The 24,624-nt window shown below is 63.9% G+C and carries 27 protein-coding genes; 9 read left to right on the forward strand and 18 right to left on the reverse strand.

The window, feature by feature from the left end; translation table 11 throughout:
• Nucleotides 1–52 precede the first annotated feature (52 nt).
• The gene (locus NLM27_RS20525; protein ID WP_254145038.1) at nt 53–691 is read left to right on the forward strand and encodes an aspartate/glutamate racemase family protein; all 639 of its coding nucleotides are present in this window, start codon (nt 53–55) and stop codon (nt 689–691) included.
• Here the strand turns inward: NLM27_RS20525 and NLM27_RS20530 are convergent.
• Nucleotides 688–1,335 (reverse strand): TetR/AcrR family transcriptional regulator, encoded by a 648-nt coding sequence (locus NLM27_RS20530; protein WP_254145039.1) that lies wholly within the window; start codon nt 1,333–1,335, stop codon nt 688–690. The genes NLM27_RS20525 and NLM27_RS20530 overlap by 4 nt on opposite strands.
• A 133-nt stretch (nt 1,336–1,468) precedes the next feature.
• Between NLM27_RS20530 and NLM27_RS20535 the strand changes: the two genes are divergently transcribed.
• From NLM27_RS20535 to NLM27_RS20555, 5 genes are read left to right on the forward strand one after another with little or no spacing between them, the layout of a single operon-like run.
• The gene (locus NLM27_RS20535; RefSeq protein ID WP_148774408.1) at nt 1,469–1,678 is read left to right on the forward strand and encodes a ferredoxin; all 210 of its coding nucleotides are present in this window, start codon (nt 1,469–1,471) and stop codon (nt 1,676–1,678) included.
• A 58-nt stretch (nt 1,679–1,736) separates the two neighbouring features.
• Nucleotides 1,737–2,957, forward strand: coding sequence for a cytochrome P450 (locus tag NLM27_RS20540; RefSeq protein WP_254145040.1), 1,221 nt, complete (start codon nt 1,737–1,739; stop codon nt 2,955–2,957).
• Between the two features lie 29 nt (nt 2,958–2,986).
• A complete protein-coding gene (locus NLM27_RS20545; protein WP_254145041.1) occupies nt 2,987–4,309 on the forward strand; it encodes an MFS transporter in 1,323 nt (440 codons plus the stop codon).
• 3 nt (nt 4,310–4,312) lie between these two features.
• Entirely contained in the window at nt 4,313–4,972 is a 660-nt protein-coding gene (locus NLM27_RS20550) for a sulfite oxidase-like oxidoreductase (protein ID WP_254145042.1), read from the forward strand.
• A gap of 25 nt (nt 4,973–4,997) precedes the next feature.
• Nucleotides 4,998–6,221 (forward strand): bifunctional alpha/beta hydrolase/OsmC family protein, encoded by a 1,224-nt coding sequence (locus NLM27_RS20555; protein ID WP_254145043.1) that lies wholly within the window; start codon nt 4,998–5,000, stop codon nt 6,219–6,221.
• Nucleotides 6,222–6,282: 61 nt separating this feature from the next.
• Here the strand turns inward: NLM27_RS20555 and NLM27_RS20560 are convergent, their stop codons facing one another.
• Nucleotides 6,283–7,713, reverse strand: a complete 1,431-nt coding sequence (locus NLM27_RS20560) for a PLP-dependent aminotransferase family protein (RefSeq protein WP_254148879.1) — start codon at nt 7,711–7,713, stop codon at nt 6,283–6,285.
• Between the two features lie 100 nt (nt 7,714–7,813).
• On the opposite strand from NLM27_RS20560, the gene NLM27_RS20565 reads away from it, so the two are divergent.
• Nucleotides 7,814–8,728: a DMT family transporter gene (locus NLM27_RS20565; protein ID WP_254145044.1), complete on the forward strand. Its 915-nt coding sequence runs from the start codon at nt 7,814–7,816 to the stop codon at nt 8,726–8,728.
• Here the strand turns inward: NLM27_RS20565 and NLM27_RS20570 are convergent.
• The 16 genes from NLM27_RS20570 to NLM27_RS20645 form a co-directional block, all read right to left on the reverse strand.
• A complete protein-coding gene (locus tag NLM27_RS20570; RefSeq protein WP_254145045.1) occupies nt 8,707–9,762 on the reverse strand; it encodes a YeeE/YedE family protein in 1,056 nt (351 codons plus the stop codon). The genes NLM27_RS20565 and NLM27_RS20570 overlap by 22 nt on opposite strands.
• A 113-nt stretch (nt 9,763–9,875) precedes the next feature.
• A complete protein-coding gene (locus NLM27_RS20575; RefSeq protein ID WP_254145046.1) occupies nt 9,876–10,880 on the reverse strand; it encodes a zinc-binding alcohol dehydrogenase family protein in 1,005 nt (334 codons plus the stop codon).
• Between the two features lie 64 nt (nt 10,881–10,944).
• Nucleotides 10,945–12,276, reverse strand: coding sequence for a phenylacetate--CoA ligase PaaK (paaK, locus tag NLM27_RS20580; RefSeq protein WP_254145047.1), 1,332 nt, complete (start codon nt 12,274–12,276; stop codon nt 10,945–10,947).
• A gap of 45 nt (nt 12,277–12,321) precedes the next feature.
• A complete protein-coding gene (gene paaI / locus NLM27_RS20585; protein WP_254145048.1) occupies nt 12,322–12,771 on the reverse strand; it encodes a hydroxyphenylacetyl-CoA thioesterase PaaI in 450 nt (149 codons plus the stop codon).
• A gap of 54 nt (nt 12,772–12,825) precedes the next feature.
• Nucleotides 12,826–13,908, reverse strand: a complete 1,083-nt coding sequence (paaE, locus tag NLM27_RS20590; RefSeq protein WP_254145049.1) for a 1,2-phenylacetyl-CoA epoxidase subunit PaaE — start codon at nt 13,906–13,908, stop codon at nt 12,826–12,828.
• 135 nt (nt 13,909–14,043) lie between these two features.
• Nucleotides 14,044–14,547 carry a 1,2-phenylacetyl-CoA epoxidase subunit PaaD gene (gene paaD, locus NLM27_RS20595; RefSeq protein WP_254145050.1) on the reverse strand — a complete coding sequence of 168 codons (504 nt, stop codon included), beginning with the start codon at nt 14,545–14,547 and terminating at the stop codon, nt 14,044–14,046.
• Nucleotides 14,541–15,317, reverse strand: a complete 777-nt coding sequence (paaC, locus tag NLM27_RS20600; RefSeq protein ID WP_254145051.1) for a 1,2-phenylacetyl-CoA epoxidase subunit PaaC — start codon at nt 15,315–15,317, stop codon at nt 14,541–14,543. Before paaC ends, paaD begins: the two co-directional genes overlap by 7 nt.
• A complete protein-coding gene (gene paaB, locus NLM27_RS20605; protein ID WP_008136594.1) occupies nt 15,317–15,604 on the reverse strand; it encodes a 1,2-phenylacetyl-CoA epoxidase subunit PaaB in 288 nt (95 codons plus the stop codon). Before paaB ends, paaC begins: the two co-directional genes overlap by 1 nt.
• A gap of 10 nt (nt 15,605–15,614) precedes the next feature.
• Nucleotides 15,615–16,607: a 1,2-phenylacetyl-CoA epoxidase subunit PaaA gene (gene paaA / locus NLM27_RS20610; protein WP_254145052.1), complete on the reverse strand. Its 993-nt coding sequence runs from the start codon at nt 16,605–16,607 to the stop codon at nt 15,615–15,617.
• A 76-nt stretch (nt 16,608–16,683) separates the two neighbouring features.
• A complete protein-coding gene (gene paaX / locus NLM27_RS20615) occupies nt 16,684–17,550 on the reverse strand; it encodes a phenylacetic acid degradation operon negative regulatory protein PaaX (protein ID WP_254145053.1) in 867 nt (288 codons plus the stop codon).
• Nucleotides 17,551–17,752: 202 nt separating this feature from the next.
• Nucleotides 17,753–18,523, reverse strand: a complete 771-nt coding sequence (locus NLM27_RS20620) for a triacylglycerol lipase (protein ID WP_254145054.1) — start codon at nt 18,521–18,523, stop codon at nt 17,753–17,755.
• Nucleotides 18,524–18,725: 202 nt separating this feature from the next.
• Nucleotides 18,726–20,012 carry a DUF445 domain-containing protein gene (locus NLM27_RS20625; RefSeq protein WP_254145055.1) on the reverse strand — a complete coding sequence of 429 codons (1,287 nt, stop codon included), beginning with the start codon at nt 20,010–20,012 and terminating at the stop codon, nt 18,726–18,728.
• 159 nt (nt 20,013–20,171) lie between these two features.
• A complete protein-coding gene (locus tag NLM27_RS20630; protein ID WP_254145056.1) occupies nt 20,172–20,627 on the reverse strand; it encodes a phasin in 456 nt (151 codons plus the stop codon).
• A gap of 211 nt (nt 20,628–20,838) precedes the next feature.
• The gene (locus NLM27_RS20635) at nt 20,839–21,432 is read right to left on the reverse strand and encodes a GNAT family N-acetyltransferase (RefSeq protein WP_254145057.1); all 594 of its coding nucleotides are present in this window, start codon (nt 21,430–21,432) and stop codon (nt 20,839–20,841) included.
• Nucleotides 21,429–22,511, reverse strand: coding sequence for an alpha/beta hydrolase (locus tag NLM27_RS20640; protein ID WP_254145058.1), 1,083 nt, complete (start codon nt 22,509–22,511; stop codon nt 21,429–21,431). Before NLM27_RS20640 ends, NLM27_RS20635 begins: the two co-directional genes overlap by 4 nt.
• A complete protein-coding gene (locus NLM27_RS20645) occupies nt 22,508–22,891 on the reverse strand; it encodes a hypothetical protein (RefSeq protein WP_254145059.1) in 384 nt (127 codons plus the stop codon). The genes NLM27_RS20640 and NLM27_RS20645 overlap by 4 nt, the downstream gene beginning before the upstream one ends.
• Before the next feature lie 164 nt (nt 22,892–23,055).
• On the opposite strand from NLM27_RS20645, the gene NLM27_RS20650 reads away from it, so the two are divergent.
• Nucleotides 23,056–23,970 (forward strand): alpha/beta fold hydrolase, encoded by a 915-nt coding sequence (locus NLM27_RS20650; protein ID WP_254145060.1) that lies wholly within the window; start codon nt 23,056–23,058, stop codon nt 23,968–23,970.
• A gap of 123 nt (nt 23,971–24,093) precedes the next feature.
• On the forward strand, nt 24,094–24,558 hold the full coding sequence (locus NLM27_RS20655) for a nuclear transport factor 2 family protein (RefSeq protein WP_254145061.1): 465 nt from the start codon (nt 24,094–24,096) through the stop codon (nt 24,556–24,558).
• Nucleotides 24,559–24,624 lie beyond the last annotated feature (66 nt).

Here is a 24,624-nt window from a genome sequence, read left to right on the forward strand (position 1 = left end):
CTGTACCCGCTTGCCTCTCCCCGCTTGCGGGGAGAGGCAGAAGAGACATCCCATGCGCATCGCCCTGATCCACGCCCTTAAACACTCCATCGCGCCGATCGAGGCGGCGTTCGCCACGGCATGGCCCGAGGCACGGCTGATGAACCTGCTCGACGACAGCCTGTCGGCGGACCTGACGCGCGAGGGCGCACTCAACGACGCCATGACCGAGCGCTTCCTAGCGCTCGGCGATTACGCCGCAGCGACGGGGGCGGACGGAATCCTGTTCACCTGCTCCGCCTTCGGGCCCTGCATCGAAGCGGTCGCGCGCGCACATGCACCGATGCCGGTGCTGAAGCCGAACGAGGCGATGATTGAACGTGCCGTGACCATGGGTCAGCGCATCGGCCTGCTCTCGACCTTCCCGCCGACCCTGGCCTCGATGCCGCCGGAATTTCCTGGTTCCGTTCAAGTCGTGCCAAAACTCGCCGAGGGGGCACTGGCGGCGCTCGACCGCGGCGACCGCGCCACGCACGACCGGCTGATCACCGAAGCTTCGCGCGATTTGCGCGATTGCGACGTCATTGCGCTTGCGCAGTTCAGCATCGCAGGCACTGCGCCGCTGGTTGTGGAAGCCACCGGCTGCCCGGTCGTGACCACACCGGACAGCGCGGTCGACAAGCTGAAGAGGCTGTTGAAGGCAGAGGCTTAGGCACCATTCTTCTTACGACGGCGGGCATGCCTAATCGCGACCGCCAGAGCGGCCTTCGTTTCGCTGACGAAATCCTCGATCAGCTCCTCGCGCGTGGCATGCGCCGCCTCGCCGGTGAAAAGGCCCTGCTCGGCCAGCATCACCACGCCGTGCAGCGCCGCCCAGATCTTGAGCGCTTGCCGCTCGCGCAAGTAGCCGACCGCCGGAGCCTCCAGGGCCTCGATCACGAGCGCAAAGGTCTCGCGCGTGGCCTCGTGCAGCTCGCTGCCCTTGGCCGCGCATGACACGGTGCGCGAGGCGAACATCAGCCGGTAGACGCCGTTACGTCGCAGACCGAAATCGAGCGTGGCTAGCGCGAGCCGCGACAGCTTCGATTGCTTCGACAGTCCCGCCATCGCCTCCCGCAGGATTGCACTGAGCTGCCGGAACGCCTCCGCCGTCACCGCCGCGATCAAGGCCTCGCGGTCGGCGAAATGCCGGTATGGCGCCGGCTGCGAGACGCCGAGCTGCTTGGCCAGCGCCTTGATGCTGATCGCCTCGGCGCCGCCCCGCTCCGCTTCGCGCAGCGCGGCCTTGATCAAGGCATCGCGGAGATCGCCATGGTGGTAGGTCTTCTCGGGCTTGCGAGCGAGTTGTGAACGCATCTTGAAGCGAAGCCTATAAGTTTGCGCTTGACAGGGGAAGCCTGCCGCGAATGTAATAGGATATAACTTAGACAAAGCCCAAACGAGGACACGCGCCGCCTTCGGGTCCGCGCGCACGACCGAGGAAGCCGCAATGGCAGAGCGACTGAGGGTTCACGTCGATCCCGACAAATGCCAGGGCCACGCCCGCTGCAAGGCGCTCGCGCCGGAGCTGTTCGAGCTCGACGAATACGGCAACGCCCACGAAGCCGGAGACGGCACCGTTCCGCCGGGTCTGGAAGACAAGGCCTGGCTTGCCAAGTCCAATTGTCCGGAAATCGCAATCGATGTGATCGAGGAGTAACGCGCCTTCCGCGCATTGTGCGTGCCTGCAGCGAACACGAGCCCCTGGGGATTCCGACATGTCCGACGTCAGCCAGCCCGCCGCTCATCCGCCCGTGACCGACTGGGTCCACGATTTCGACCACACCGATCCGCAATGGACCGACGACCCCTTCCCGATCTGGGACGAGCTGCGCGCCGCAAGCCCGGTCGTGCATACGAACCGCTTCCTCGGCTGCTATCTGCCGACGACCTATGAGGCGGTGCGCGAGATCGCCAACGACAGCGAGCATTTCTCCTCACGCCGCATCATCGTCCGCGATGTGCGTAACGAAATTGCCAAGAACGCGGCTCCGCCGATCACCTCCGATCCGCCCGTGCACAAGCCGGCCAAGCAATTGCTGCTGCCTCCGTTCACGCCGGACGCGATGAAGAAGCTCGAGCCGCGGGTCCGCGCCATCTGCAACGAGCTGATCGACGGCTTCATCGCCGAGAAGAGCGTGGACGCGGCGGCGCGCTACACGAAGCACATTCCGGTGCGCGCGATCGCGCACATGCTCGGCATTCCCGAAAGCGACAGCGACCTCTTCGTCAACTGGATCCACATGATCCTGGAGCTCGGCATCAAGGACGAAACCAAGCTGCTCCAGGCCGTCCAGGAGATGAGCGCTTATTTCAGCGCCCATATCGAGGCGCGCAAGAACAAGCCGACCGACGATCTGATCTCCTATCTGATGAATGCCAGGGACAAGGAAGGCAATCCGCTCGAGGACTCCCACGTGCTGGGCTCGCTGCGCCTGCTCCTGATCGCCGGCATCGACACCACCTGGAGTGCGATCGGCTCCTCGCTCTGGCATCTTGCGAAAACGCCGGCCGATCGCGAGCGGCTGATCGCCGAGCCTGGACTGATCCCGACCGCGGTGGAAGAGCTGCTGCGTGCCTATTCGCCGGTGACCATGGCCCGCGAGGTGGTCAAGGAGACCACGATCTCCGGCTGCCCGGTGAAGGCGGGCAACATGGTGCTCTTGTCCTTCCCGGCCGCGAACCGCGATCCCAAGATGTTTCCGGACGCTGACAAAGTCGTGATCGACCGCCGGGAGAACCGCCACGCCGCCTTCGGTCTTGGTATTCACCGCTGCGTCGGTTCCAACCTTGCACGCATGGAGATGCAGGTTGCACTGGAGGAATGGCTGAAGCGGGTTCCCGACTTCGCCCTCGACCCGGCAGGCACCGTGACCTGGTCGCAAGGCACGGTCAGAGGCCCCCGCCAGTTGCCATTTCTGCTGGGAAAGGCGATGTAGACCTCTCCAAACATGCGGAAAGGCCGGACGTGACTGAGCAAGCAATCCAACCGGCCTCCGACCACCTTGACCTCGCCGACGCCCAGCGGCGGATCAAGGCGATCTTCATCGGCTCGATCGGCAATCTCGTCGAGTGGTACGATTTCTACGCCTATACGGCATTTGCGCTTTACTTCGCTCCCGCATTCTTCCCCGGTAACGACCCTGTCGTCCAGCAACTGAACGTCGCCGTCGTATTCGCGGCGACTTTCCTGATGCGGCCTCTGGGCGGCTGGTTCTTCGGCTATCTCGCCGACCATTTCGGCCGCCGCATCTCGCTCACGCTGTCCGTCGTCTTCATGTGCTTCGGCTCGCTGATCATCGCGCTGACGCCGACCTATGCCACGATCGGCTTCGCCGCACCGGTGATCCTGGCGCTCGCCCGCGTCATCGAGGGCCTGAGCCTCGGCGGCGAATACGGTGCCAGCGCCACTTACCTCAGCGAAGTCGCCGACCCCAAGCACCGCGGCTTCTATTCCAGCTTTCAGTACGTGACGCTGATCGGTGGCCAGCTCACCGCGATCATCGTGCTGCTGCTCCTGCAAAAGGTCTTCCTCACGCCGCAGGAGCTGAAGGACTGGGGTTGGCGTATCCCCTTCGCGATCGGCGCAGCGCTTGCGATCTTTGCCGCGGTGATGCGGCGCGGCCTGCACGAGACGGAGGCGTTCGAGGAAGCCAAGAAGGTGGTGAAGCCGACCGGCTCGATCGCCAACCTGCTGCGTTATCCGCGCGAGCTGCTGCTCGTGGTTGGTCTCACCGCCGGCGGCACCGCGGCGTTCTACACTTTCACCACCTACATGCAGACCTTCGTCAAGCTTTCGGTCGGGCTGACCGAAGACCAGACCACTTTCGTGATCTTCGGCACGCTGATCTTCGCGACCATCCTCCAGCCGATCTATGGCGCGATCTCCGACAAGATCGGACGCAAGCCGCTACTGATCTTCTTCGGTGTCGCCGGCACGCTCGCGACGGTGCCGCTGTTGATGACGCTGAAGGAGACCAAATCGCCCTTCATCGCATTCATCCTGATCTGCGCCGCCTGGCTGTTCGTCGCCGGCTACACCTCGATCAACGCGGTGGTGAAGGCCGAGCTGTTCCCGACCAATGTCCGCGCGCTCGGCGTCGGCCTGCCCTATGCCATCACGGTCTCGATCTTCGGCGGCACGGCGCCGGCGATCGCGCTCTATTTCAAGAGCATCGGGCGCGAGGAATGGTTCTATTTCTATCTTGCCGGCATCATCTGCCTGTCGCTGATCATCTATGCTACCATGCGCGACACCAAGCACGCCTCCGCGATGCATCGGCACGAGTAGACCATGGCCGACGAGACGCCCTTCGACAGCAAGCTGACGCGCACCAAGGAGAAATGGGCGCGTGAGGGCCGCTTTCTCACAGGGAAGATCACGCGGCCGGAGGACGAGAGGCTGCCGCCCGGCCAGCACCTCACCAAGGACTGGCCTGTGCTCGATCTCGGCGTCGTGCCCCCTGTGTCGCGCGAACGCTGGCGGCTCGACGTCTATGGCGCGGTCGAGACGCCCGTGTTCTGGACATTCGCCGAATTCGCCGCGCAGAAGCAGGTGTGGTTCACCTCCGACATCCATTGCGTGACGACTTGGTCGCGCTACGACAACGAGTGGGAAGGGCTCGCGACACGTGAACTGCTCGCGGCCTGCCAGCCGCGCGAGGATGCGCGCTTCGTCGTGCTCCATTCCTACGACGGCTACACCACCAATCTCGCGCTGGAAGACTTTGCCGCCGAGGATGCGCTGCTCGCCCATAGCTGGTCGGGTCAGCCGTTGACGGAGGAGCATGGCGGCCCTGTGCGGCTGGTCGTGCCGCAACTGTATTTCTGGAAGAGCGCCAAATGGCTCCAGGCGATCGAGTTCCTGACCGAGGATGCGCCGGGCTTCTGGGAAGTCCGTGGCTATCATAACCGTGGCGATCCCTGGGCCGAGCAGCGCTATTCAGACGATTGATTTTAGGCAACGACGGGGGAAGCCCATGCCGACGGAACGTTTTCAATTCACCGGCGAAGGCGGCCATCAGCTTTCAGCAGCGCTCGAACTGCCGGACGGTGAGCCCGCGGCCTTCGCACTGTTCGCGCATTGCTTCACCTGCGGCAAGGACACGCTGGCGGCCAAGCGCATCGCGGTCGCGCTTGCCGCCAAGGGTATCGCGGTGCTGCGGTTCGACTTCACCGGGCTCGGCTCCAGCGAGGGCGATTTCGCCAATTCCACGTTCTCCTCCAACGTTACCGATCTCGTGCGCGCGGCCGATCATCTGCGCAGCGTCCGCAAGGCGCCGTCGGTCCTGATTGGCCACAGCCTCGGCGGCGCGGCGATCCTCGCGGCAGCGGGACAAATTCCGGACGCCAAGGCGGTCGTGACCATTGCAGCGCCGTCCGATCCGGCCCACGTCACCGGTCTCTTTAGGGAGCATCTCGACAACATCCGCACCCAGGGCGAGGTCGAAGTCTCGCTCGCCGGACGCCCGTTCCGGATCAAGCGCGAATTCCTCGACGACATCGCCGAGCACGAGCTGATGAAGGACATCACCGGCTTGCACAAGGCGCTTCTCGTGATGCATTCACCCGTCGACGACACCGTCGGCATCGACAATGCGACAAAGATTTTCGTCGCAGCAAAACATCCCAAGAGCTTCGTCTCGCTCGACCACGCCGACCATCTACTGACGAAACCGGCCGACGCTCTCTACGCGGCCGACGTAATCGCGGCCTGGGCAAGCCGCTACATCGACACTGCAAGGCCCGCGAAAACGATGGATCTCGCCGAAGTACCGCGCAAGGTGGTGGTGCAGGAGACCCGCAAGAGCAAATTCAACCAGATCATCACCATCGGGCCACATCATCTGGTGGCGGACGAACCGGTGACCGCGGGCGGCGAGGATGCCGGACCCGGGCCCTATGATTTCCTTCTCGCCGGCTTGGGCGCCTGCACCTCCATGACCATGCGCCTCTATGCCGACCGCAAATCGCTGCCGCTCGATCGCGTCACAGTCTCGCTGAAACATTCCAAGATCCATGCCAAGGACTGCGCGGAGTGCGAGACGCGCGAGGGCATGCTCGACCAGATCGAGCGCGACATCGCGATGGACGGCGCGCTCGATGCCGAGCAGCGCAAGAAACTGATGGAGATCGCCGACAAATGCCCGGTGCACCGGACGTTGACGTCGGAGATCCGCATCGTGACGAAGGCGGTGGACTAGCGCATTATTGTTTGAGCATGATCTTTTCGGAAAACCGCCTCACACTCTTCCGGATCATGCCCTAGAAGCACGACGCCATCGTCCGCAACGCCGCGCTGATCTCGTTCTCTCGCCACGCCGCAAAGCCGAGCAGCAGGCCATGATCGCGCGGCTTGCCGAGCGCCAGGCTCGACAGGGCTCGCGTCACAACGCCCGCCGCAACGAGCCGCTTCACCACCGCCTGATCGGCACGACCACGCTTGAGACGAGCCACGAGCTGGATTCCGCCCGAGGGCACTTCGGCCGAAAGCACCTCGCCCAGATGATGCTCGAGTCCCTCAACGAGGTGATCGCGGCGCGCGTGATAGAGTCGGCGCATGCGACGCAGATGCGCCAGGAAGTGCCCATCGCTGATGAATTCAGCCAGCGCTTCCTGGATGTGACTGGCGGCGATCAGCCCCATGTGCCGCTGCGCGATCTCCAAGGTGCCGACCAGCGCCGGCGGCGCGACGAGATAGCCAAGCCGGATATCGGACGTCATCGCCTTCGAGAAGGTGCCGACATAGAACACACGGCCGTGCGCGTCGAGCCCCTGCAGGGCCGGCACCGGCCGGCTGTCGTAGTGGAATTCGCCGTCGTAATCGTCCTCCACGATCCAGGTCTTGCCGGGCCGGCTTGTCCTGAGAAACTCGGTGCGGCGCTCCAGCGACATCAGCCGCCCGGTTGGGTGCTGATGCGACGGCGTCATGAAGACGAGCTTTGGCGCAAGTACGTCCGGCATCCGCTGCATGCCCTGCTCGTCCAGCTCCACGCCGATCACGCGCGCACCGGACCCACGGAAGGCAGCCGCGGCGCCGGGATAGCCGGGATCCTCGACCCAGACCTCGTCACCTGGCGTAATGAGCACGGCCGCGATCAAGGTCAACGCAGCCTGTGCACTTGGCAGGATCATGATCTGCTCTGCGGTGGCGCGGACACCCCGGCTGGTCGCCAGATAATGCGCCAGCGCCTCACGCAGCCGCGTCCGGTTCACCGGGCCGAGCTCGCGCTTGACGGCACGCACGGCACTGCCGCGCAAGCAGCGCGCCCAGATCTCGTTCGGAAACTCCCTGAAATCGCCGTGCCCCGGACGTAACGGCCTGAGCGGTGCCTGATAGGACATCGGCCAGTCAGTCTGCTTGAGCTTCGACGCCCAGGGCGAGAGCCGCGGCTTGACAGGGCGGATGCTCGAAGCGACGGCGCCCGCCCCTTCGGCGCGCTCATCGCCGTCGATCGTCACCACCGCCCGGCGCCCGTGTGACGCCGTCAAATATCCCTCGGCAGCGAGTTGCTCGAACGCATAGGTGACGGTGTTGCGCGAAACGCCAAGCTCACTCGCAAGCCGGCGGCTCGACGGCAACACGTAACCTTTGCCCAGGCTTCCGGCAGCGATCAGGTTTCGAAGCCGGCTCGTCAATTGGACGACCAGGCCCTCATCGCCGGCCCGCTTCAGGTTGATCAGGCCGGAGATCATGCTTTCCGAAACTGGCACCTTATTCCTTTTCGATCTGGCACTTTTTCAGGTGCCAAATGGGATGCTATCCGCCGTACCGGACTGCTTCAAGGATTTTACGATGAACTCCCTTTCGCCTCGCGCGGCCATCGGTCTGTTCCTCATCGTCGTGCTAGCCTGGGGCGTGAACTGGTCGGTCACGAAACAGCTCGTGCAGTTCCTTCCGCCACTGTGGACGTCAGCGATCCGGAGCTGGATCGCGCTGGCTGGATTGATCGTGATCCTCGGACTGAGCAAGAATCTGGTGATCCCGGAGCGGCACGACATTCCGGTGATCCTGAGCGTGGCGCTGCTGCACATGACGGTGTTCTCGGTCCTTGTTGCGGCCGGCGTGCGCTTCCTGCCCGCGAGCAAGGCCATCGTGCTCGGTTACACCACCCCACTCTGGGTCGCGATCGCCGCGCCCTTGCTGGGAAAGGATACGCTGACCGCGTCAAAGCTCGCCGGCGCCCTGCTCGGATTGATAGGCCTTGCCGTGATCCTGAATCCGGCGTCGATCGACTGGACCAATGACAACGCTGTCCTCGGCGCCGGCATGGTCATCCTGGCCGCGATCTCCTGGGCGGCGAACATCATCTATATCCGCGCGCATCGCTGGATCGCCTCGCCGCTCCAGCTCCTGATCTGGCAGGTGCTCGTCGCGACAATCGTGCTGTCAGTCAGCGCGACGGTCGTCGATGGACTGCCTCACGCGGAATGGTCGTGGAAGCTCGTTCTGCTGTTCCTGTACTCGGGGCTGATCGGAACGGCGCTGGCCTATTGGGCGATGTCGATGGTCAACAAGAGCATTTCGGCCCTGACGACCTCGCTCGGCACCACCGGGACGCCGCTGGTCGGTATCGCCAGTGCTGCGATCCTGCTGGGCGAACCTATCGACATGAGCCTTGCTGTCGCGGCCGGACTGATCGTCACCGGCATCGGCCTTGCGACGCTGGGCGACCGGATGCTGCGCGGTCAGGCCACGGCAAGCAGCTGAACGCGCAGCGCGCCGCGCAGGCCCGCCGTGGTACCGAGAACGATGCCGGCAACCGCGACGAACGAGCCCAGCGCAAGCGTCGATAGGCCGGTCAGCCCCTGCCCGATCGAGCAACCAAACGCCATCACGCCGCCGATGCCCATCAGCGCGGCGCCACTGCCTGAGCGCAGCATGTGGCGCGGCGAGGAATAGCCTTCGAGGTGGAAACGGCCCGTGGCGAGCGCCGTGACCAGACTCCCGGCAAATACGCCTGCGACCGTAGCGATGCCGAAATTGAGCGTGAGGCCAGTCGAGAGCATCGCGTATTGCAGGCTATCGGCGATCGGCGCGATGAAGGTGAGCGAAGCCACCGGTACCGGATTGAAGTCGTCAGCACCGAGAGAGCCGGTGACGAACCAGCCACCGGCGACGAGCAGGCCGACGATGACGCCCGCTGCGATCTGGCCCGGCGAGCGTCGAAACGCCGGATGCGCGAAAGCGAACAGGATCAGCGCGACCACGACCACGGCAGCAGCGAGCACACGCGAAACCGGTTCAGCGGCACCAAGCGCTGCCAGCAGCGACGGCAGCGAATTTGCGTTGACGGTCGTTTGCGACGCCTGAACCAGCGCAATGCGTGCTGGCGCGATCAGCCCCTTGAGCGTCATCTGCGCCGCGATGGCAAGCACGATCACGACGACGAAGGAGCGGAGATTGCCGCGCCCGAACAGCACCAGCGCCCGCGAGCCGCAGCCGTTCGACAACACCATGCCATAGCCGAACAGCAGACCACCGAGGAACAACACAGGCACTGAAAAAGATTGTTGCAGGTAGATCGATTTGCCGAGATCGACCGTGCCGCTGCCCGCCAAAAACTGGCTGACGGCGATCGCAACGGCCATCGCCAGCGCATAGGTGCGCACCAGCCGCCCATCCCCCTCCGCGAGCCAGCCGCGCATGCTGCTCATCAGGCAGAAGCCGCTGAGCAGGCCGACGGCACCGTAGATCAGGCCAATGACGAGGCCGGCGAGGATGACGAGTTGGGTGGACTCCATCGGTGGCCCTCAGGTCTCTCGCCATTCTCCGTCATTGGGAGCGCAGCGAAGCAATCCAGACTGCCGCCGTGGAAAGATTCTGGATTGCTTCGCTGCGCTCCCAATGACGAGTCTCATGGCCGCAGGACCACCCTGTCTCGAGACGAGCCGGCGACCGCAACATAGGCCTCCTTTGCGCGTTCCAGCGGATAGACGGCATCCGCCTTGATCGGGAACGGCTTCAGGTGCCCGCTCGCAAAGCCCGCGCCGAGCTCCCGCAGCACCGCGCCTGTTGTGGCCGAGGACAGGCCGAGCGTGTCGATGCCGACATAGGTGTGCTGGCCGCGGTAGAATTCGAGAATGTTGAACTGCACGATGCGGTCGATCGCGGCGATCAGGATCTGGCGGCCGCGGAGTGCTAGCGACTTGTGCGCCGCCTGGAAATAGGGATCGCCCACCGTGTTGAAGACGATGTCGGCGCCTTTGCTACCAGTCACTTCGCGGACGCGCGCGGCGACGTCGAGCGCGGAGGCATCGATCACCTCGATTGGCGCATTGGTGTGGCCTTCATAGGCTTCCGCCTTGCGCACCACGCCAATGACGCGCGCCCCCTGCCAGGTCGCGATCTGCACGGCGGCCTGGCCGACCTTGCCGTTGACACCGAACACCAACACGGTCTCGCCGTTCTTCGGTACGCCGGCACGGCGAAAGCCTTCCATCGCCGTGACGAAGGGAACGCCGATACCGGCGGCTTCCTCCCAGGACACCGTCGCCGGTTTCTCGACCACGGCATCGGCTTCGACCACGAGATGGGATGCGTGAGTGCCGTCGCGGCGGATGCCGAGATCGCCGGACGAGCCGAACACCTCACGACCGATCGTACCGGCCGGCCCGTCGATCACTACGCCAGCGTAGTCACGGCCGGGGGTGCGTGGGAACACGGCATAGGGCATCAACCCAGTCGCAGCCTTGACGTCCGAGGGATTGACCGCGGCCGCCTTCACCTCGATCAGGAGATCGTTCGCACCACGCGTGAGCGCATGACGCTCGATGCCAGGTGCGAGGGCAGCGGCGCTCTCGGCCTTGGCACTGAGGCGCGCGCAGCGCGCTTCGACGGTTTTGGTATCGGCTTGCGACATCGGAAGACCCGTGATTTCTCGCGGGCCTTGTCGCCTTTGGGGCCGACCAAGTCAATCCGTCAGGTCAGTCCTTGGGCCGCTTGTCGTAGAGCCGTTTGGCCTTGCCGAGCGAGCGTTCCAGCGTAGCCGGCGCGACCACCTTTACCGTGGAGCTGATCCCGATCGTATTCTTGATATGGGTTGAGATGCGATCGGCATGATCGACGAGCCCCCGGCCGTCCCAGCTTTCCGGCCTTGCCTCGGCGATGATGGTCAACTCGTCCATCCGCCCTTCACGGGTCAGCTCCAGGACGAAATGTCCGCCGCACCAGTCGGTCGCGAGCAGCACCTCCTCGATCTGGGTCGGGAACAGATTGACGCCACGCAGGATGATCATGTCGTCCGAGCGGCCTGTCACCTTCTCCATGCGCCGCATGCCGGGGCGTGCCGTGCCGGGGAGCAGCCGGGTCAGGTCGCGCGTGCGATAGCGGATCACCGGAAAAGCTTCCTTGGTGAGCGAGGTGAACACCAGCTCGCCCTTCTCCCCGTCGGGCAGCACCGCGCCCGTCTGGGGATCGATCACTTCGGGGTAGAAATGATCCTCCCAGATATGCAGGCCGTCCTTGGTCTCGATGCATTCCTGCGCGACGCCGGGGCCGATCACTTCGGAGAGGCCATAGATGTCGGTCGCATCCATATCGAAGGCGTCCTCGATCTCGCCGCGCATCGCATTGGTCCAGGGCTCCGCGCCGAAAATACCGACCTTGAGCGAGCATTGCCGCGGGTCCAGCTTCTGCCGCTTGAACTCGTCGAGGATCGCCAGCATGTAGCTCGGCGTCACCGTGATGATGTCAGGGCGGAAATCATTGATGAGCTGCACCTGCCGCTCGGTCATGCCTCCGGAGATCGGCACCACGGTGCAGCCGAGCTTTTCGGCGCCATAATGTACGCCAAGGCCGCCGGTAAAGAGGCCATAGCCGTAGGCGTTGTGGATGATCATGCCGGTGCGGCCGCCGGCGGCGCGGATCGAGCGCGCCATCACGTCGGACCACGTGTCGATGTCGGCCTGCGTATAGCCGACGACAATCGGCTTGCCCGTGGTGCCCGACGAGGCGTGCACGCGCACCAGCTTTTCGCGCGGCACCGCGAACATGTTGAAGGGATAGTTGTCGCGGAGGTCCGTCTTCACCGTGAACGGAAATTTCGCAAGATCGGAGAGCTGGCGGAAATCGGACGGATGCACGCCGGCCCCGTCGAAGGCCTTGCGGTAATGCGCGACATTGTCATAGGCGTGCTTCAGCGACCAGGCCAGCCGCTGCGTTTGCAGCGCCATGATCTCGTCGCGCGAGGCGCGCTCCTGCGCGTCCATCTCGGCGCTATAGGTGCCGCCACCTTCCTTGCGTCTCGTCAGAGCCATCCTCGTTTCCCCACATTGGTTCGTTCTTTTCTTGATTGGTCGTCTTTACTGATCCTGCGCCGGCAGCCACGTGCCGGGAATGACGCGCGAATGGCCGCGGAATTCTGCGATGACGGTGTCTCCCGCGGTCACGCGCACGTCGTAGATGCCGGAGCGGCCGCTGCGATTCACCTCACGCGCCTTTGCGACGAGGCGGTCACCAAGCTTGCCAGGCCTGATGAAGGTGATCTGGCCCTGCGCCGCCACCACGCGCTCGTTGTGCGAGTTACAGGCAAAGGCGAAGGCGGAATCGGCGAGCGTGAAGATGAAGCCGCCATGGGCGATGCGCTGGCCGTTGACCATGTCCGGCCGCACAATCATTGCAAGCGTCGCATATCCAGGACCGATCTCGACGATCTCCATGCCGAGACCCTTTGAGGCATCGTCCTCCGCCCACATCGCATCGGCGCAGGCGCGGGCAACATCCTCAGGCGACAGGGCGGCTTTGAGGTTCACGCGCTTCTCCCGGTCAAGGTCTATCCATGATGCTCTGCTGCTCGGCCAAAACTGTCAAACGTGGTCGTAATCGACCACGACGCGCTGCGACGACGGCTTGGCCTGGCAGGTCAGGACAAAACCGGCTTTCAGCTCCCACGGTTCCAGCGAATAGTTGATGTCCATCGGCGCCTCGCCTTCGACCAGCTTGGCACGGCAGGTCGAGCACATGCCGCCCTTGCAGGCGAAGGGCAGATCAACGCCGGCCCGCAGCGCGGCATCGAGGATCGCCTCGTCCTCGGCAACGGGCACGTCGCGGCGCTTGCCGTCGATGATCAGGGATGCGATCGCTCTCGGCGGAGCATCGGGCGCAACGACTTTCTTCGGCCGCGGCTTGCCGCCGAATTCGGAGACGAAGCGCTCGACATGAATACGCTCTTCCGCGATCCCGAGACCGCGGCAGGTCGCCTCGATGTCCTCGCTCATGCCGGACGGACCGCAGACGAAGACATGATCGACGCTTTCCGCCGGGACTAGGGAGCGCAGCAGCACCCTCACCTTGTCGCCGTCGAGCCGGCCATGCAGGATCGGGATGTCCTGCTCTTCGCCGGAAATGACGTGGAAGATCGAAAGGCGATCGATGAAGCGGTCCTTCAGCTCCTCGAGGGCCTCGAGAAACATGATGTTGTCGGTGACACGGTTACCGTAGAACAGGAAGAAGCGGCTGGCCGGCTCACGTGCGAGGATGCCTTTGACGATCGACAGGATCGGGGTGATGCCGGAGCCGGCGGCAAAGCCGACATGGATGCGCCCGCTATCGGCCGGTGGCACCACGCCGAAGCGGCCGGTCGGGGTCATCACGTCGAGCTCGTCGCCGCATTTCAGCTCGTCCGCCGCCCAGCTCGAGAACGCCCCGCCGTCGACCTTCTTCACGGCGATGCGGATCTCTCCGTCATCAGGACCGGAGCAGATGGAATAGGAGCGACGCACCTCCTCGCCATCGAGCGAGGTGCGGAGCGTGAGGTACTGGCCGGGCGTGAAGGCGTAATCCTCGGCGAGCTCGCCGGGGATTGTGAAAGTCATCGAGACGGCGTCGGACGCCTCGCGGCGGAGGTCGCTGACGGCCAGGCGATGGAAGCGCGGTGCGGCTGCGGACATCAAGAACACTCTAGGTTTGGCTCACCGGCGTCATTGCGAGGAGCCCTTGCGACGAAGCAATCCAGACTGTCTCCGCGGAGGGATTCTGGATTGCTTCGCTGCGCTCGCAATGACGGTGAGGTTGGCATTGTGCCCTCAAAGACACTTGAAATAATCAAAGGGTTCGCGGCAGGACTTGCAGCGCCAGAGCGCCTTGCAGGAGGTCGAGCCGAATTCAGACAGCAGCTCGGTCTTGTCAGAGCCGCATTGCGGGCACGCGATGGCCTGCTCGCCGAACAGCGCGCGGCGGGAGCTTGACGCCTGCGGCGGCGCGATGCCGTAGACGCGTAGCTTGCGGCGGCCCTCCTCGCTCATCCAGTCTGTGGTCCAGGCCGGCGACAGTACCGTGCGCACCTTGGGATGATGGAATCCGGCGCGTTCCAACGCGAGCTCGATTTCGAGGGCGATCATGTTCATGGCCGGGCAGCCCGAATAGGTCGGCGTGATCTCGACCTCGACCTGATCGCCGTCCAGCACGACGTCGCGGAGCACGCCGAGATCGGCGATGGTCAGCACCGGGATCTCGGGGTCGACCACGCCGGCCGCAGCGTCCCAGGCCCGCTGGCGCAGATTGCTATCGGACTCCAGCACCGTCACCATGTCAGCCCCGGGAAGGTGCGCTGCATCGATTGCAGCTCCGACAGGAGATGGCCAAGATGCTCGCTGTGCCTGCCGGAACGACCGCCTTGTTGCATCCAGTCGTTCTGCGGCAGTTCAAGTGTCGCCTCGCTGACGACATCGGACAGCGTCGTCAGCCAACGACCGCGCAAGCTCCCGGGATCGACGGCGATATCGGCATGAATCAGGGCGCGCTCGCTATCGTCGACGACAAACATCTCGCCGGTAAAAGCCCAGAGATGATCGATCGCGGCCTGCGCCCGCGCGTGGCTTTCGGCCGTGCCGTCCCCCAGCCGGATGATCCATTCCGAGGCGTGGCGCAGGTGATAGGCGCTCTCCTTCTCCGACTTGGCCGCGATGGCGGCAAGCGTCGTATCGCGCGAGGTCATCATCGCGCGCCAATAAAGGTCGGCGAAGGCGGAATAGAAGAACTGCCGCACCAGGGTCTGGGCAAAGTCGCCATTCGGCTGCTCGACCAGCAGCAAATTGCGGTACTGCCTGACATCGCGCAAATAGGCGAGTTTGTCCTCGTCGTTGTCGGTGCCTTCGACCTTGGCGGCGTAGCCATAGAGCTCGCGCGCTTGGCCGATGAGATCGAGCGCGATGTTGGACAGCGCCATGTCCTCTTCCAGCATCGGCGCATGCCCGCACCATTCCGACAGCCTGTGACCGAGGATCAGCGCATCGTCGGCGCGGCGCAGCGTGTAGAGCACCAGCGGCGTTTCGGAGACCTGAATGTTGGCGACGGCCATCACATGTGCCCCACTTCCTCGGGTACCTCGTAGAATGTCGGGTGCCGGTAGATCTTCGACTCCGCCGGCTCGAACATCATGCCCTTCTCGGCGGGATCGCTTGCAGTGATCGCGGTCGACGGCACCACCCAGATCGACAGACCCTCGCCGCGGCGGGTGTAGATGTCGCGGGCGGCCTGCAGGGCCATGGTGGCGTCGCTCGCATGCAGCGAGCCGACGTGCTTGTGCGCGAGCCCGTTGCGGCTGCGAATGAAGACTTCCCACAGCGGCGTGTTCGGCGTGGCCATCGCGATCTCCCTATTCTGCGGCTTGTGCGGTCTGACGCTGCGCGCGCTTTGCAGCATAGGCTGCGGCTGCCTCACGCACCCAGGCGCCCTCCTCGTGCGCCTTGCGGCGCGCGGCTATACGATCGCGATTGCAGGGGCCGTTGCCGGCGAGCACCTGCTTGAACTCGGTCCAGTCGATCTCGCTGTAGCGCCAGTGCCCGTCGGCATCCTGCGTCATGCCGGGATCGGGAATGGTGAGGCCGAGATATTGCGCCTGCGGCACGGTGGCATCGACGAACTTCTGGCGCAGCTCGTCATTGGAGAAGCGCTTGATCTTCCATTTCGTCGAGGTGTCGCTGTGCTGGCTGGTGGCATCGGGCGGGCCGAACATCATCAGCACCGGCCACCACCAGCGGTTCAGCGCGTCCTGCGCCATCGCCTTCTGCTCGTCGGAGCCACGGCACAGCGTCAGCATGATCTCGTAGCCCTGCCGCTGGTGGAACGACTCCTCCTTGCAGACGCGGATCATCGCCCGCGCATAGGGACCGTAGGAGCAACGGCACAGGGGGATCTGGTTCATGATGGCGGCGCCGTCGACCAGCCATCCAATGGTGCCGATGTCGGCCCAGGTCAGCGTCGGGTAATTGAAGATCGAGGAATATTTGGCTTTCCCCGCGAGCATGGCGTCGACCAGCTCTTCGCGCGAGGTACCAAGCGTCTCGGCGGCGGCGTAGAGATAGAGCCCATGGCCGCACTCGTCCTGCACCTTGGCAAGCAGCGCCGCCTTGCGGCGCAGCGTCGGCGCGCGCGTGATCCAGTTGCCTTCAGGCAGCATGCCGACGATTTCGGAATGGGCGTGCTGGGAGATCTGGCGGGTGAGCGTCTTGCGATAGGCCGCCGGCATCCAGTCGTTCGGCTCGATGCGCTCCTCGGCATCGATGCGGGCCTGAAACTGCACGGCCTTGGCCGCGTCCTCAAGACCACGATCGTCGGTCTCGGCCGTATTCAGCGCCTGGGTGTACATGCGCATCCTCCCGATTTGTTGGGAGATAACATATAACAAAATTTAGATCATGCAAGATATTTCTGTAACATATAACTCAAGCGTCGAACCTCCGTTCCAGGTGCTTTCGCGCCGGCGGCAATGCCCCTTTTTCGTTGGTTCCATGGCCGTCAAGCCATTGTTCGGACGGGACAAGCAGCGCGCGATAGATCTCGCCGCAAAGCGCTCGCGCTGCCCTGCCCGGCCAGTCCGCGGGCAGCAGGCTTTCCGGCAGCAGCGGATCGCGCAGCACGACGCGGCGGTAGTGGTGGATCAGCAGGATGCGTGCGGTGAACGCCTCGGCCTCAGACAGCTCCGTGCCGCGCGCGAGTGCGGCGCGGAGCGGCTCGAACGTCTTCATGAATTTCAGATAGGCATCCGCGGTGCGCTCCAGCGGCCAGCTCGCGCTCAGCAGGCGGCGACCGCTGTCATCCTCCGCCGAGACTTCGAGACGAATTGCACCCACCGCTTCGTCCGGCACGGGCACGCCTGACGGCGCGACCCAAACGCCGGGCAGCGGACTGCCGAAGCCGGCATTGCGAAGCGCCTCGCGCGAGGCGTCGCGGTCCTCGCCATTGCCGATCAACAACAGCTCGAAGCGCCCGGTCCAGTCCGATGGCGGCGGGTCATAGATGTGGCGGGTCGCGGCCTCGAAGGTCTGGCGTCCTTTTTCGGCCAGCCGATAGAAACTGTTGCGGCCGACCTTTTCGCGCGTCAACCAGCCGTCCGCCGCGAGGCGCGACATCGCGGTGCGCACCACGCCGCTGTCGATGTCGAGGCTTTCGAAGAACTCCAGTAGCGTCCCGAGCCACACCACACCGCCGCGCGGCACGATAGCGTCCCCGAACACGGTGATGACGATCGAGCCGGTGCGCGACGGCTCGCGTTTGAGCTGATCGATGATGCGGGACAATGGGTGCGCCATGCACGAGCCATAGCGCGTTTGGTGCGGGCGCGACAATGGAGGGGAGCGAGGCGGCTACTCTCCCCCTCCCCGTTCTTACGGGGAGGGGGCTGGGGTGAGAGGCTGCATCACTGGTAGAGGGACTCGCGGAGAGTCCCCCTCACCCGGAATTTGCTCCTCGCAAATTCCAGCCTCTCCCCGCAGGTGGGGAGAGGCGAAGAACCTACCTATGCGGGTCGGGATACACCAAGCTCAGCCAGCCGCTGCGATCGAAGGGCCGCCACTGGCCTTCCTTCTGCGCGAGGCGGTCGGCGACCGCATAGACGGCGGCGGGGTGATGACCCATGCCGCAATGGCTGCTTTCGACCTCGATGCTCTCGGTCTGTGCGCCCGATTTCTCCATGCAGCCTTGCCAGGCGCAGACGCCGTCGGTGCGGCTGAAGATGGCGGTGGTCGGCACCGGCGGGGGGACGGCGAGTTCGCCGCCGAAGCGCGGATCGACCTCGTCGGCGCGGCGACCACTTGCCCATTCGTAGACGCGCCAGGCATTGGTCGATTTTGGATCACCCGCAAAGGGGCTGCCCAGCGTGATCACCTGACGCACGCGCTCGGGCATCATCTTGGCGAGCTGGCGCGCATAGAGGCCGCCGAGGCTCCAGCCGACCAGGCTGATCTTGCGGCCATGCATGTCGCTGAGCTCCTGGACCAGATCGGCCATCGCGTGCTGAACGCCGGGGCGCAGGCCGTAGTTGCGCCCCTGACGCCAGCCGCTCACCGCATAACCCTTGCTGGTCAGAAATGCACGCAGCGCGCGCGTGGACGCGTCGGAGGCCACCAGGCCCGGCAGCACAAGCACCGGATGCCCATCACCGCGCGGCGCAAGGCTCAGCAGCGGCAGCGCGCCGAGGAATGCGCCGAACTCGTGGATTGCGCGCCCCTCCAGAAACATCAGGGTGCGGGACGGCGGACGCAGCGTCTGGGCAGTAGCGGTCATCAATGTTTCCCCTGGGACGAATTCCTGGAAAGGCCACCGGCTGCGATGCCGGCAAACGGGCGTGAATTCCAATACTCCGGCTTCTTGAATGTTCCGCAGCGCAACATGAATCAGCTAGGCGGCCGGTTCCCGACATTCAAGCGGGAGAGACGCGAGGCGACAATAGGCCCGCGCGTTAATGCTAACGGCCGTGACGCAAAAGTCACAACAATCGGAGCAGGAATTCCACGGAGTAGAGCGTAAGTCCGGCAAGGCCACCGATCAGCGAACCGTTGAAGCGGATGTATTGCAGGTCGCGCCCGATGTTGATTTCGATCAGCGAAATCAGCTGCGCCATATCCCACGCCTTGACCTGGTCGGAGATGAAGGTCGAGACGCCCCCCTTCTGATCGGCGACGAAGCTGCGCAGCACGGTCACCAGACCCTTGTTGATCTCCCCGCGCAGTTCGGCATCGCTAGCGAGCGCTTCGCCCGCAGCAACGAACATGCCGGCGAGATGATGCTGGAGCACCTGCGTCTCACCGCTCGCGCTGCGCTCGATGAAAGAGCGCGTGTTGGCCCAGACGGTGCGGGCGAGGTCGGCAAGCTCGGGCCGCGCCAGAAGATCGCGCTTCAGTCCGTCGATGCGGTCGATATAGGCCTGGTCGGTGCCGAGCCGATCGACGAAGGTCAGCACCATGCGATCGAACTCGCCGCGGAACGGATGCTTGGGATCGCTGCGCACCTCATTGAAGAAAGCGGTCGCGGACGACACGATCTTGTTCACCAGAAATTTGTCGGCGCGATAGAGCCTGAGCAGGGTCGGCAACTCCGCGCGCACCTTCTCGCGGATCATCGCCATCGTCTCTTTCTGATTCAGCGTCTCGTGCATCACGCGCAGGAGATCGTCGAACAGGATCTGGTGTCGCCCCTCCGCCACAAAGCCGCGTAGCGTGCCGGCCGCAAGCGGTGCCAGGTCGATGGCCTGGAGCTGCGACGACATGCGACGGATGATGAAGGTCATCAGGCCAGAGCTTTCCGTCGCAGAAAAAGCCTCCGGCAACAGTCGCAGCGCGAAGCGCGCCAGATCATCGCTGCGCTTGCGGTCGCGCAGCCAGTCGGCAACAAAAGAGCCGAAATCGATCTCCTTGAGCTTCGCCTCGACGGGACCTGCCTCGAGGAAGTGCACCTGAATGAACTCGCCGAGCTTGTCGGCGATGCGGGCCTGATTGCTCTGGATGATCGCGGTATGCGGGATCGGCAGGCCTAGCGGCCGCTTGAACAGTGCGACCACGGCATACCAGTCGGCGAGCCCGCCGATGGTCGCAGCTTCCGCGAAGGCGGCGATGAAGCCGAACACGGGGTGCACGGGCAACAACCACTTTGCGACCACGAACAGTGCCAGTGTCGCGGCCAACACCAGCGTCGCCAGCGCTTTCACGCGCCTCAGCTCGGCCGCGCGTTCTGCATCGCCGGGTGAGTCGAAGGAGAAGGTGGCGGGTGCGTTCATGGCTGCATCACAGTACTCGTCATTGCAAGCGAAGCGAAGCAATCCAGTCTGCTCCGTGGAAAGACTCGGGATTGCTTCGCTTTGTTCGCAATGACGGTAGCGCAAAAACAAAGGCCCGCCGAAGCGGGCCTCAAAATTCAGTTTCTCTCTCAGGCCGGATCAGGCGGTCTTGGTGTAGACCTTGGCAAAGTTGTCCTGAGCGGACTTCGCACCGTTGGCGGCGAGCTTGCCGAAATAGTCGGCGGTCGCCTTGGCACGCGAGACGAACACTTCGCCGCGGGCGCGGAGCAGGCTCGACTGGATCTCGACGGCCTCGCTGATCGACTTGGCGGACGCGAGTTTGTCGATGCCCGAGAAGAACGCCTCGGCGTCCTCGTAGATCGCCTGCTGGATGTTGCGGCTGATCTTGCCGGCCTCGGCAACGGATTCGGTCACCGCGTTCTCGACGGCGGCGGTCACCCGCTCGGAGCCGGCGAAAGCCTCGGCAGCGCGGTCCTTGGCAGTGTTGGCAGTCTTCTTGACGAACTCGCGGGCGGCCTCGGGAACTTCCAGATTCTGGATGTTCTTGAAAGCGTCCTTGAAGCCGTCGAAAGCGGTGTTGGTTTCGGTGGTCATTGGGGTTCTCTCCATCCTCATTGGGTTGAGCTATGGGCTCACCCCGTCCTCGATGGCCCGGGGCACGGCTTATATGGCATAGTTAATTGTGCGATGCAATATTCGTATTGCACTGCGATATCACAAAGTCGTGATCTGCCTTAACGGAAGGCGGTGTGCCGCTTCTTAGGGCTGCCTGGGACAATTAGACCCGGATCGGCCCGATCTTCGCCTAATGCTGGACAGCGCCTGGCAATCCATAGGCCTCCATCTGGGCCTGGACCTGCGCGATGTTGTGCCCGAGCACGACGATGTCATGGGTCTTGCCGCCGATATCCCGGACATGATCGCGCAGCAACGCCTCGGCCTTGAAGCCGAGGCCTTCGAACAGCGCAATCGCCGCCTGCTGATCGACCGTCATCTGCACCGACAGCTTTTCCAGGCCCGCACCGAGCGCAAGTGCAAAGGTCTCCTGTGAAAGCGCCTTGCCCACCCCCTGCCCGCGGACGTCGGACGAGACCACCATGCGAATTTCGCCGACATGAGGCGACCAGGAATGCGGATCGCGCACCAGCGTGCCGCAGCCGACGACCTGACTGTCCCTTACCGCGAGCAGGCTCGTGATCGCGCCGCGCTCGATCTCCTTGATCCAGGCGGAGAGCACCTTCGGCTGGCTGATATTGCGCGGCAGGAACAACAGATCATGGGACGGAAGGCCTTGCCCGAAGGCGAGCACCGCAGCTTCATCTCCAGGCGACATCAGGCGTATCTCGATATCACCAGCATCGGTCTTGACGTGACGCGGATAGGAACGCTGCTCACTCATGTCGATCTCTTTCCCAGCCAGGAGTCCAGTTTCGGCCACAGCCGCTTCACCGCGTTGGCGCCGGCGACCAGCGAGACATGCCCGCCTTTCAGCATCACCTCTTCCTTGTCCTCGGATCCGATCTTGGTGATCAGGTGCTTTGCGGCATCATAAGGCACGATGTGATCGTGCTCGGCGACCGCATGCAGGATCGGCACCTTGATGTCTTCGAGTTTAGCGGCGCGGCCGCCGACCGACATGGTGTCGTTGAACAGCTTGTTGTCCCACATCAGGTCCTTGGTGATGGTGCGGAAATATTCGCCGGCCAACGGCAGCGTGTCGGTCGCCCAGCGGTCGAACATCCGGTAAGACTTCACGAACTCGTCGTTCCAGATGTTCTCCCAGAGCTGGATCTGGCTCACAGTGCGCGAGGCCGGGCGCAGCATCTCGAACGAGGATAGGATCATCTCCGGCGGCACGTTGCCGACGCTGTCGACCAGACGGTCGACGTCGAAATAGCGGCGGTCGGAAAAATTGGAGAACAGCTTCATCTCGCGGAAGTCGATCGGCGTGGTGAAGCAGATCAAATTCTTCATCGGCCCGTCTTTGTGGATCGAGCCGTAGAGCAGCGACAGCACCCCGCCGAAGCAATAGCCGATAACGGAGACGTCCTGCTCGCCGGAATCGGCTTGCACGCGGCGGACGCAATCCGGGATGAAGTCGAGAACGTAGTCCTCCATCCGCAGGCTCTTCTCCTCCGGCCGCGGTGCGCTCCAGTCGAGCATGTAGACGTCATAGCCACGCCTGAGCAGGAACTCGATGAAGCTCTGGCCGGGCACGAGGTCGAGGATGTAGCCGCGGTTGGTGGTCGCCATCACGATCAGCACCGGCACGCGGTAAATCTCATCCGACATCGGCCGGTAGTGATAGAGGCTCATCGTGCCGCGCGAATGCAGCACATCCTTTGGCGTCGAGCCGAGCGTGGGGCCGGAGGTCGAGAAATATTCGACGCCCTTGATGCTGCGCTGGATCGCACGCTGCACCTCGTTCTGGATGCGCTCCGGGATGGATGCGAAATCAAGTCCCGTCGAAGCGTTCATGTCTGCCCTCCGCTTTCGGAGGGCGGACGCTTCGTCCGTGGCGGCCGTGGCGTGCCGTCGAAGCCTTGCGGGATGCCCGAACTTGCCGCCATCTGGCTCAGCATCGACTTCATCTCAGCGAGCTGGGCTTCAATGGACTGTAGGCGTTCCGCGAGACCCGTCACCTGCTCCCGGCTCGGCAGGTTCATTGCGACGAGGTATTTCTCCATGACCTCGCCCAGTTGCTTCTGAGCACCTGCAGCAACTCCTCCTGCGCGGTTCATCGCCTGGGAAAACTCGGGTGACGACATGGCTTGGTTGGCGAAGGAGTTGAACCCCTTCTCCATCTCGCCCATCATCTTCTGCCACATAGCGACGGGGTCATTGGTCTTGTCGGTCATCGGCGTCCTCCTGGTATCGAGAGCTGCGATGCCCTTCTTTTTGGCCATACCACACCGTTGCGAGGGGCCGGTCAACCAGCAAGCGGCCCGGTGCCGCACACACGGCTTCTTTGCCGCGGGAAACCGTGCAATACAGCATTGGTCAGCAGCAAGGGATCGCGACCGTGAACGTTCATCAGCCGCCCCAGACCGTCCGCGCCAATGGCATCGACATCTGCTACGAGATCTTCGGCAACGACAATGCCGAGCCGCTGCTGCTGATCATGGGGCTCGGGGCGCAGATGATCCATTGGGACGATGCGTTCTGCGAGCAGCTCGCAGCGCGCGGCTTTCGCGTGATCCGCTTTGACAATCGCGACATCGGCAAGTCGAGCCATCTCACGGGAGGCAAGCGGCTGACCCCGCTCGAGCTGCTGAAGCTGCGCTTCCTCAGGATTCCCGTGGCCGCCACCTACAAGCTGATCGACATGGCCAAGGATACGGTCGGGCTGATGGATGCGCTCGGCATCAAGTCGGCGCATCTGGTCGGGGCCTCAATGGGCGGCATGATCGCGCAGGAGGTGACGCTATCGTTTCCGGAGCGCGTGCGCTCGCTGACCTCCATCATGTCGACCACGGGCAACCCGCGGGTACCGCCGCCGACACGCGAGGCCGGGGCCATGCTGATGGCACCGCCGCCGCAGAGCAAGGAGGAGTTCATCATCCGCTTCGGCCAGACCTGGAAGGTGCTGCGCGCCGGACATTTTCCCGAGGAGGAAGCGCTGGACCCCGGTCGTGCCGAGCGGGTGTTCGCGCGCGGACTCAATCCGGCCGGCGTCGGCCGGCAGCTCCGCGCCGTGCTTGCATCCGGCAGCCGCAAGGAACGGCTGCATGGCGTGAAGATTCCGACGCTGGTCATTCACGGCACGGTCGATCCCCTGGTCCGTCCCGAGGGGGGCAAGGACACGGCAGAGTCAATTCCGGGCGCAAAGCTGTTGATGATCGACGGCATGGGCCACGCGCTGCCGATGCGGTTCTGGCCGGAGATCATCGGCGCCATCGACAAGCACGCGCATGGAGCGACGGCACGGGCGGCCTAAAGCCGTCCGGTTTCCTCGTGGTGACCATGTGAGCTGTCGGTTACGCTCTTAACGCAAGCCGGCGCGAAAGCTATACAGGCCTCCTCAATCGCAAGACAGGGGCTGCGGCCTCTCGGAGCTCACATGCATCTTATCGTCCGGTCGGCCGCAATGGTCGTCGCTTCAGCGCTCATGCTGTCCCTCGCAAGCGCTGCCGCGATGGCCGCCAGCGCGCAAGAAGAAGCCAATCGCACAACCGTGCTGGCCTTCTACGAGAAGGGCCTCAATCAGAAGGACGCCGATGCAGCACTCGCCTATGTCGGGGATCGCTACGTCCAGCACAATCCAAACGCCGCCGACGGCCCGGACGGATTCCGAAAATTCATCGGCTTCCTGCACGAAAAATTTCCGAACTCGCACAGCGAGATCAAGCGCAGCTTCGTGGATGGCGACTTTGTCATCCTGCACGTTCACTCCGTTCGCGAGCCCGGCAGCAGGGGGCGCGCGATCGTGGATATCTTCAAGCTGGAAAACGGCAAGATCGTCGAACACTGGGACGTCGTCCAGGACATTCCCGAGAATCCGGCGAACAACAACACGATGTTCTGACATGCAGATCGTAGGGTGGGCAAAGGCGCGCTCTTCGCGCGCCGTGCCCACCATCCATCCGCAATG

This window comes from Bradyrhizobium sp. CCGB12 (genome assembly GCF_024199845.1).
GTDB lineage: Bacteria > Pseudomonadota > Alphaproteobacteria > Rhizobiales > Xanthobacteraceae > Bradyrhizobium.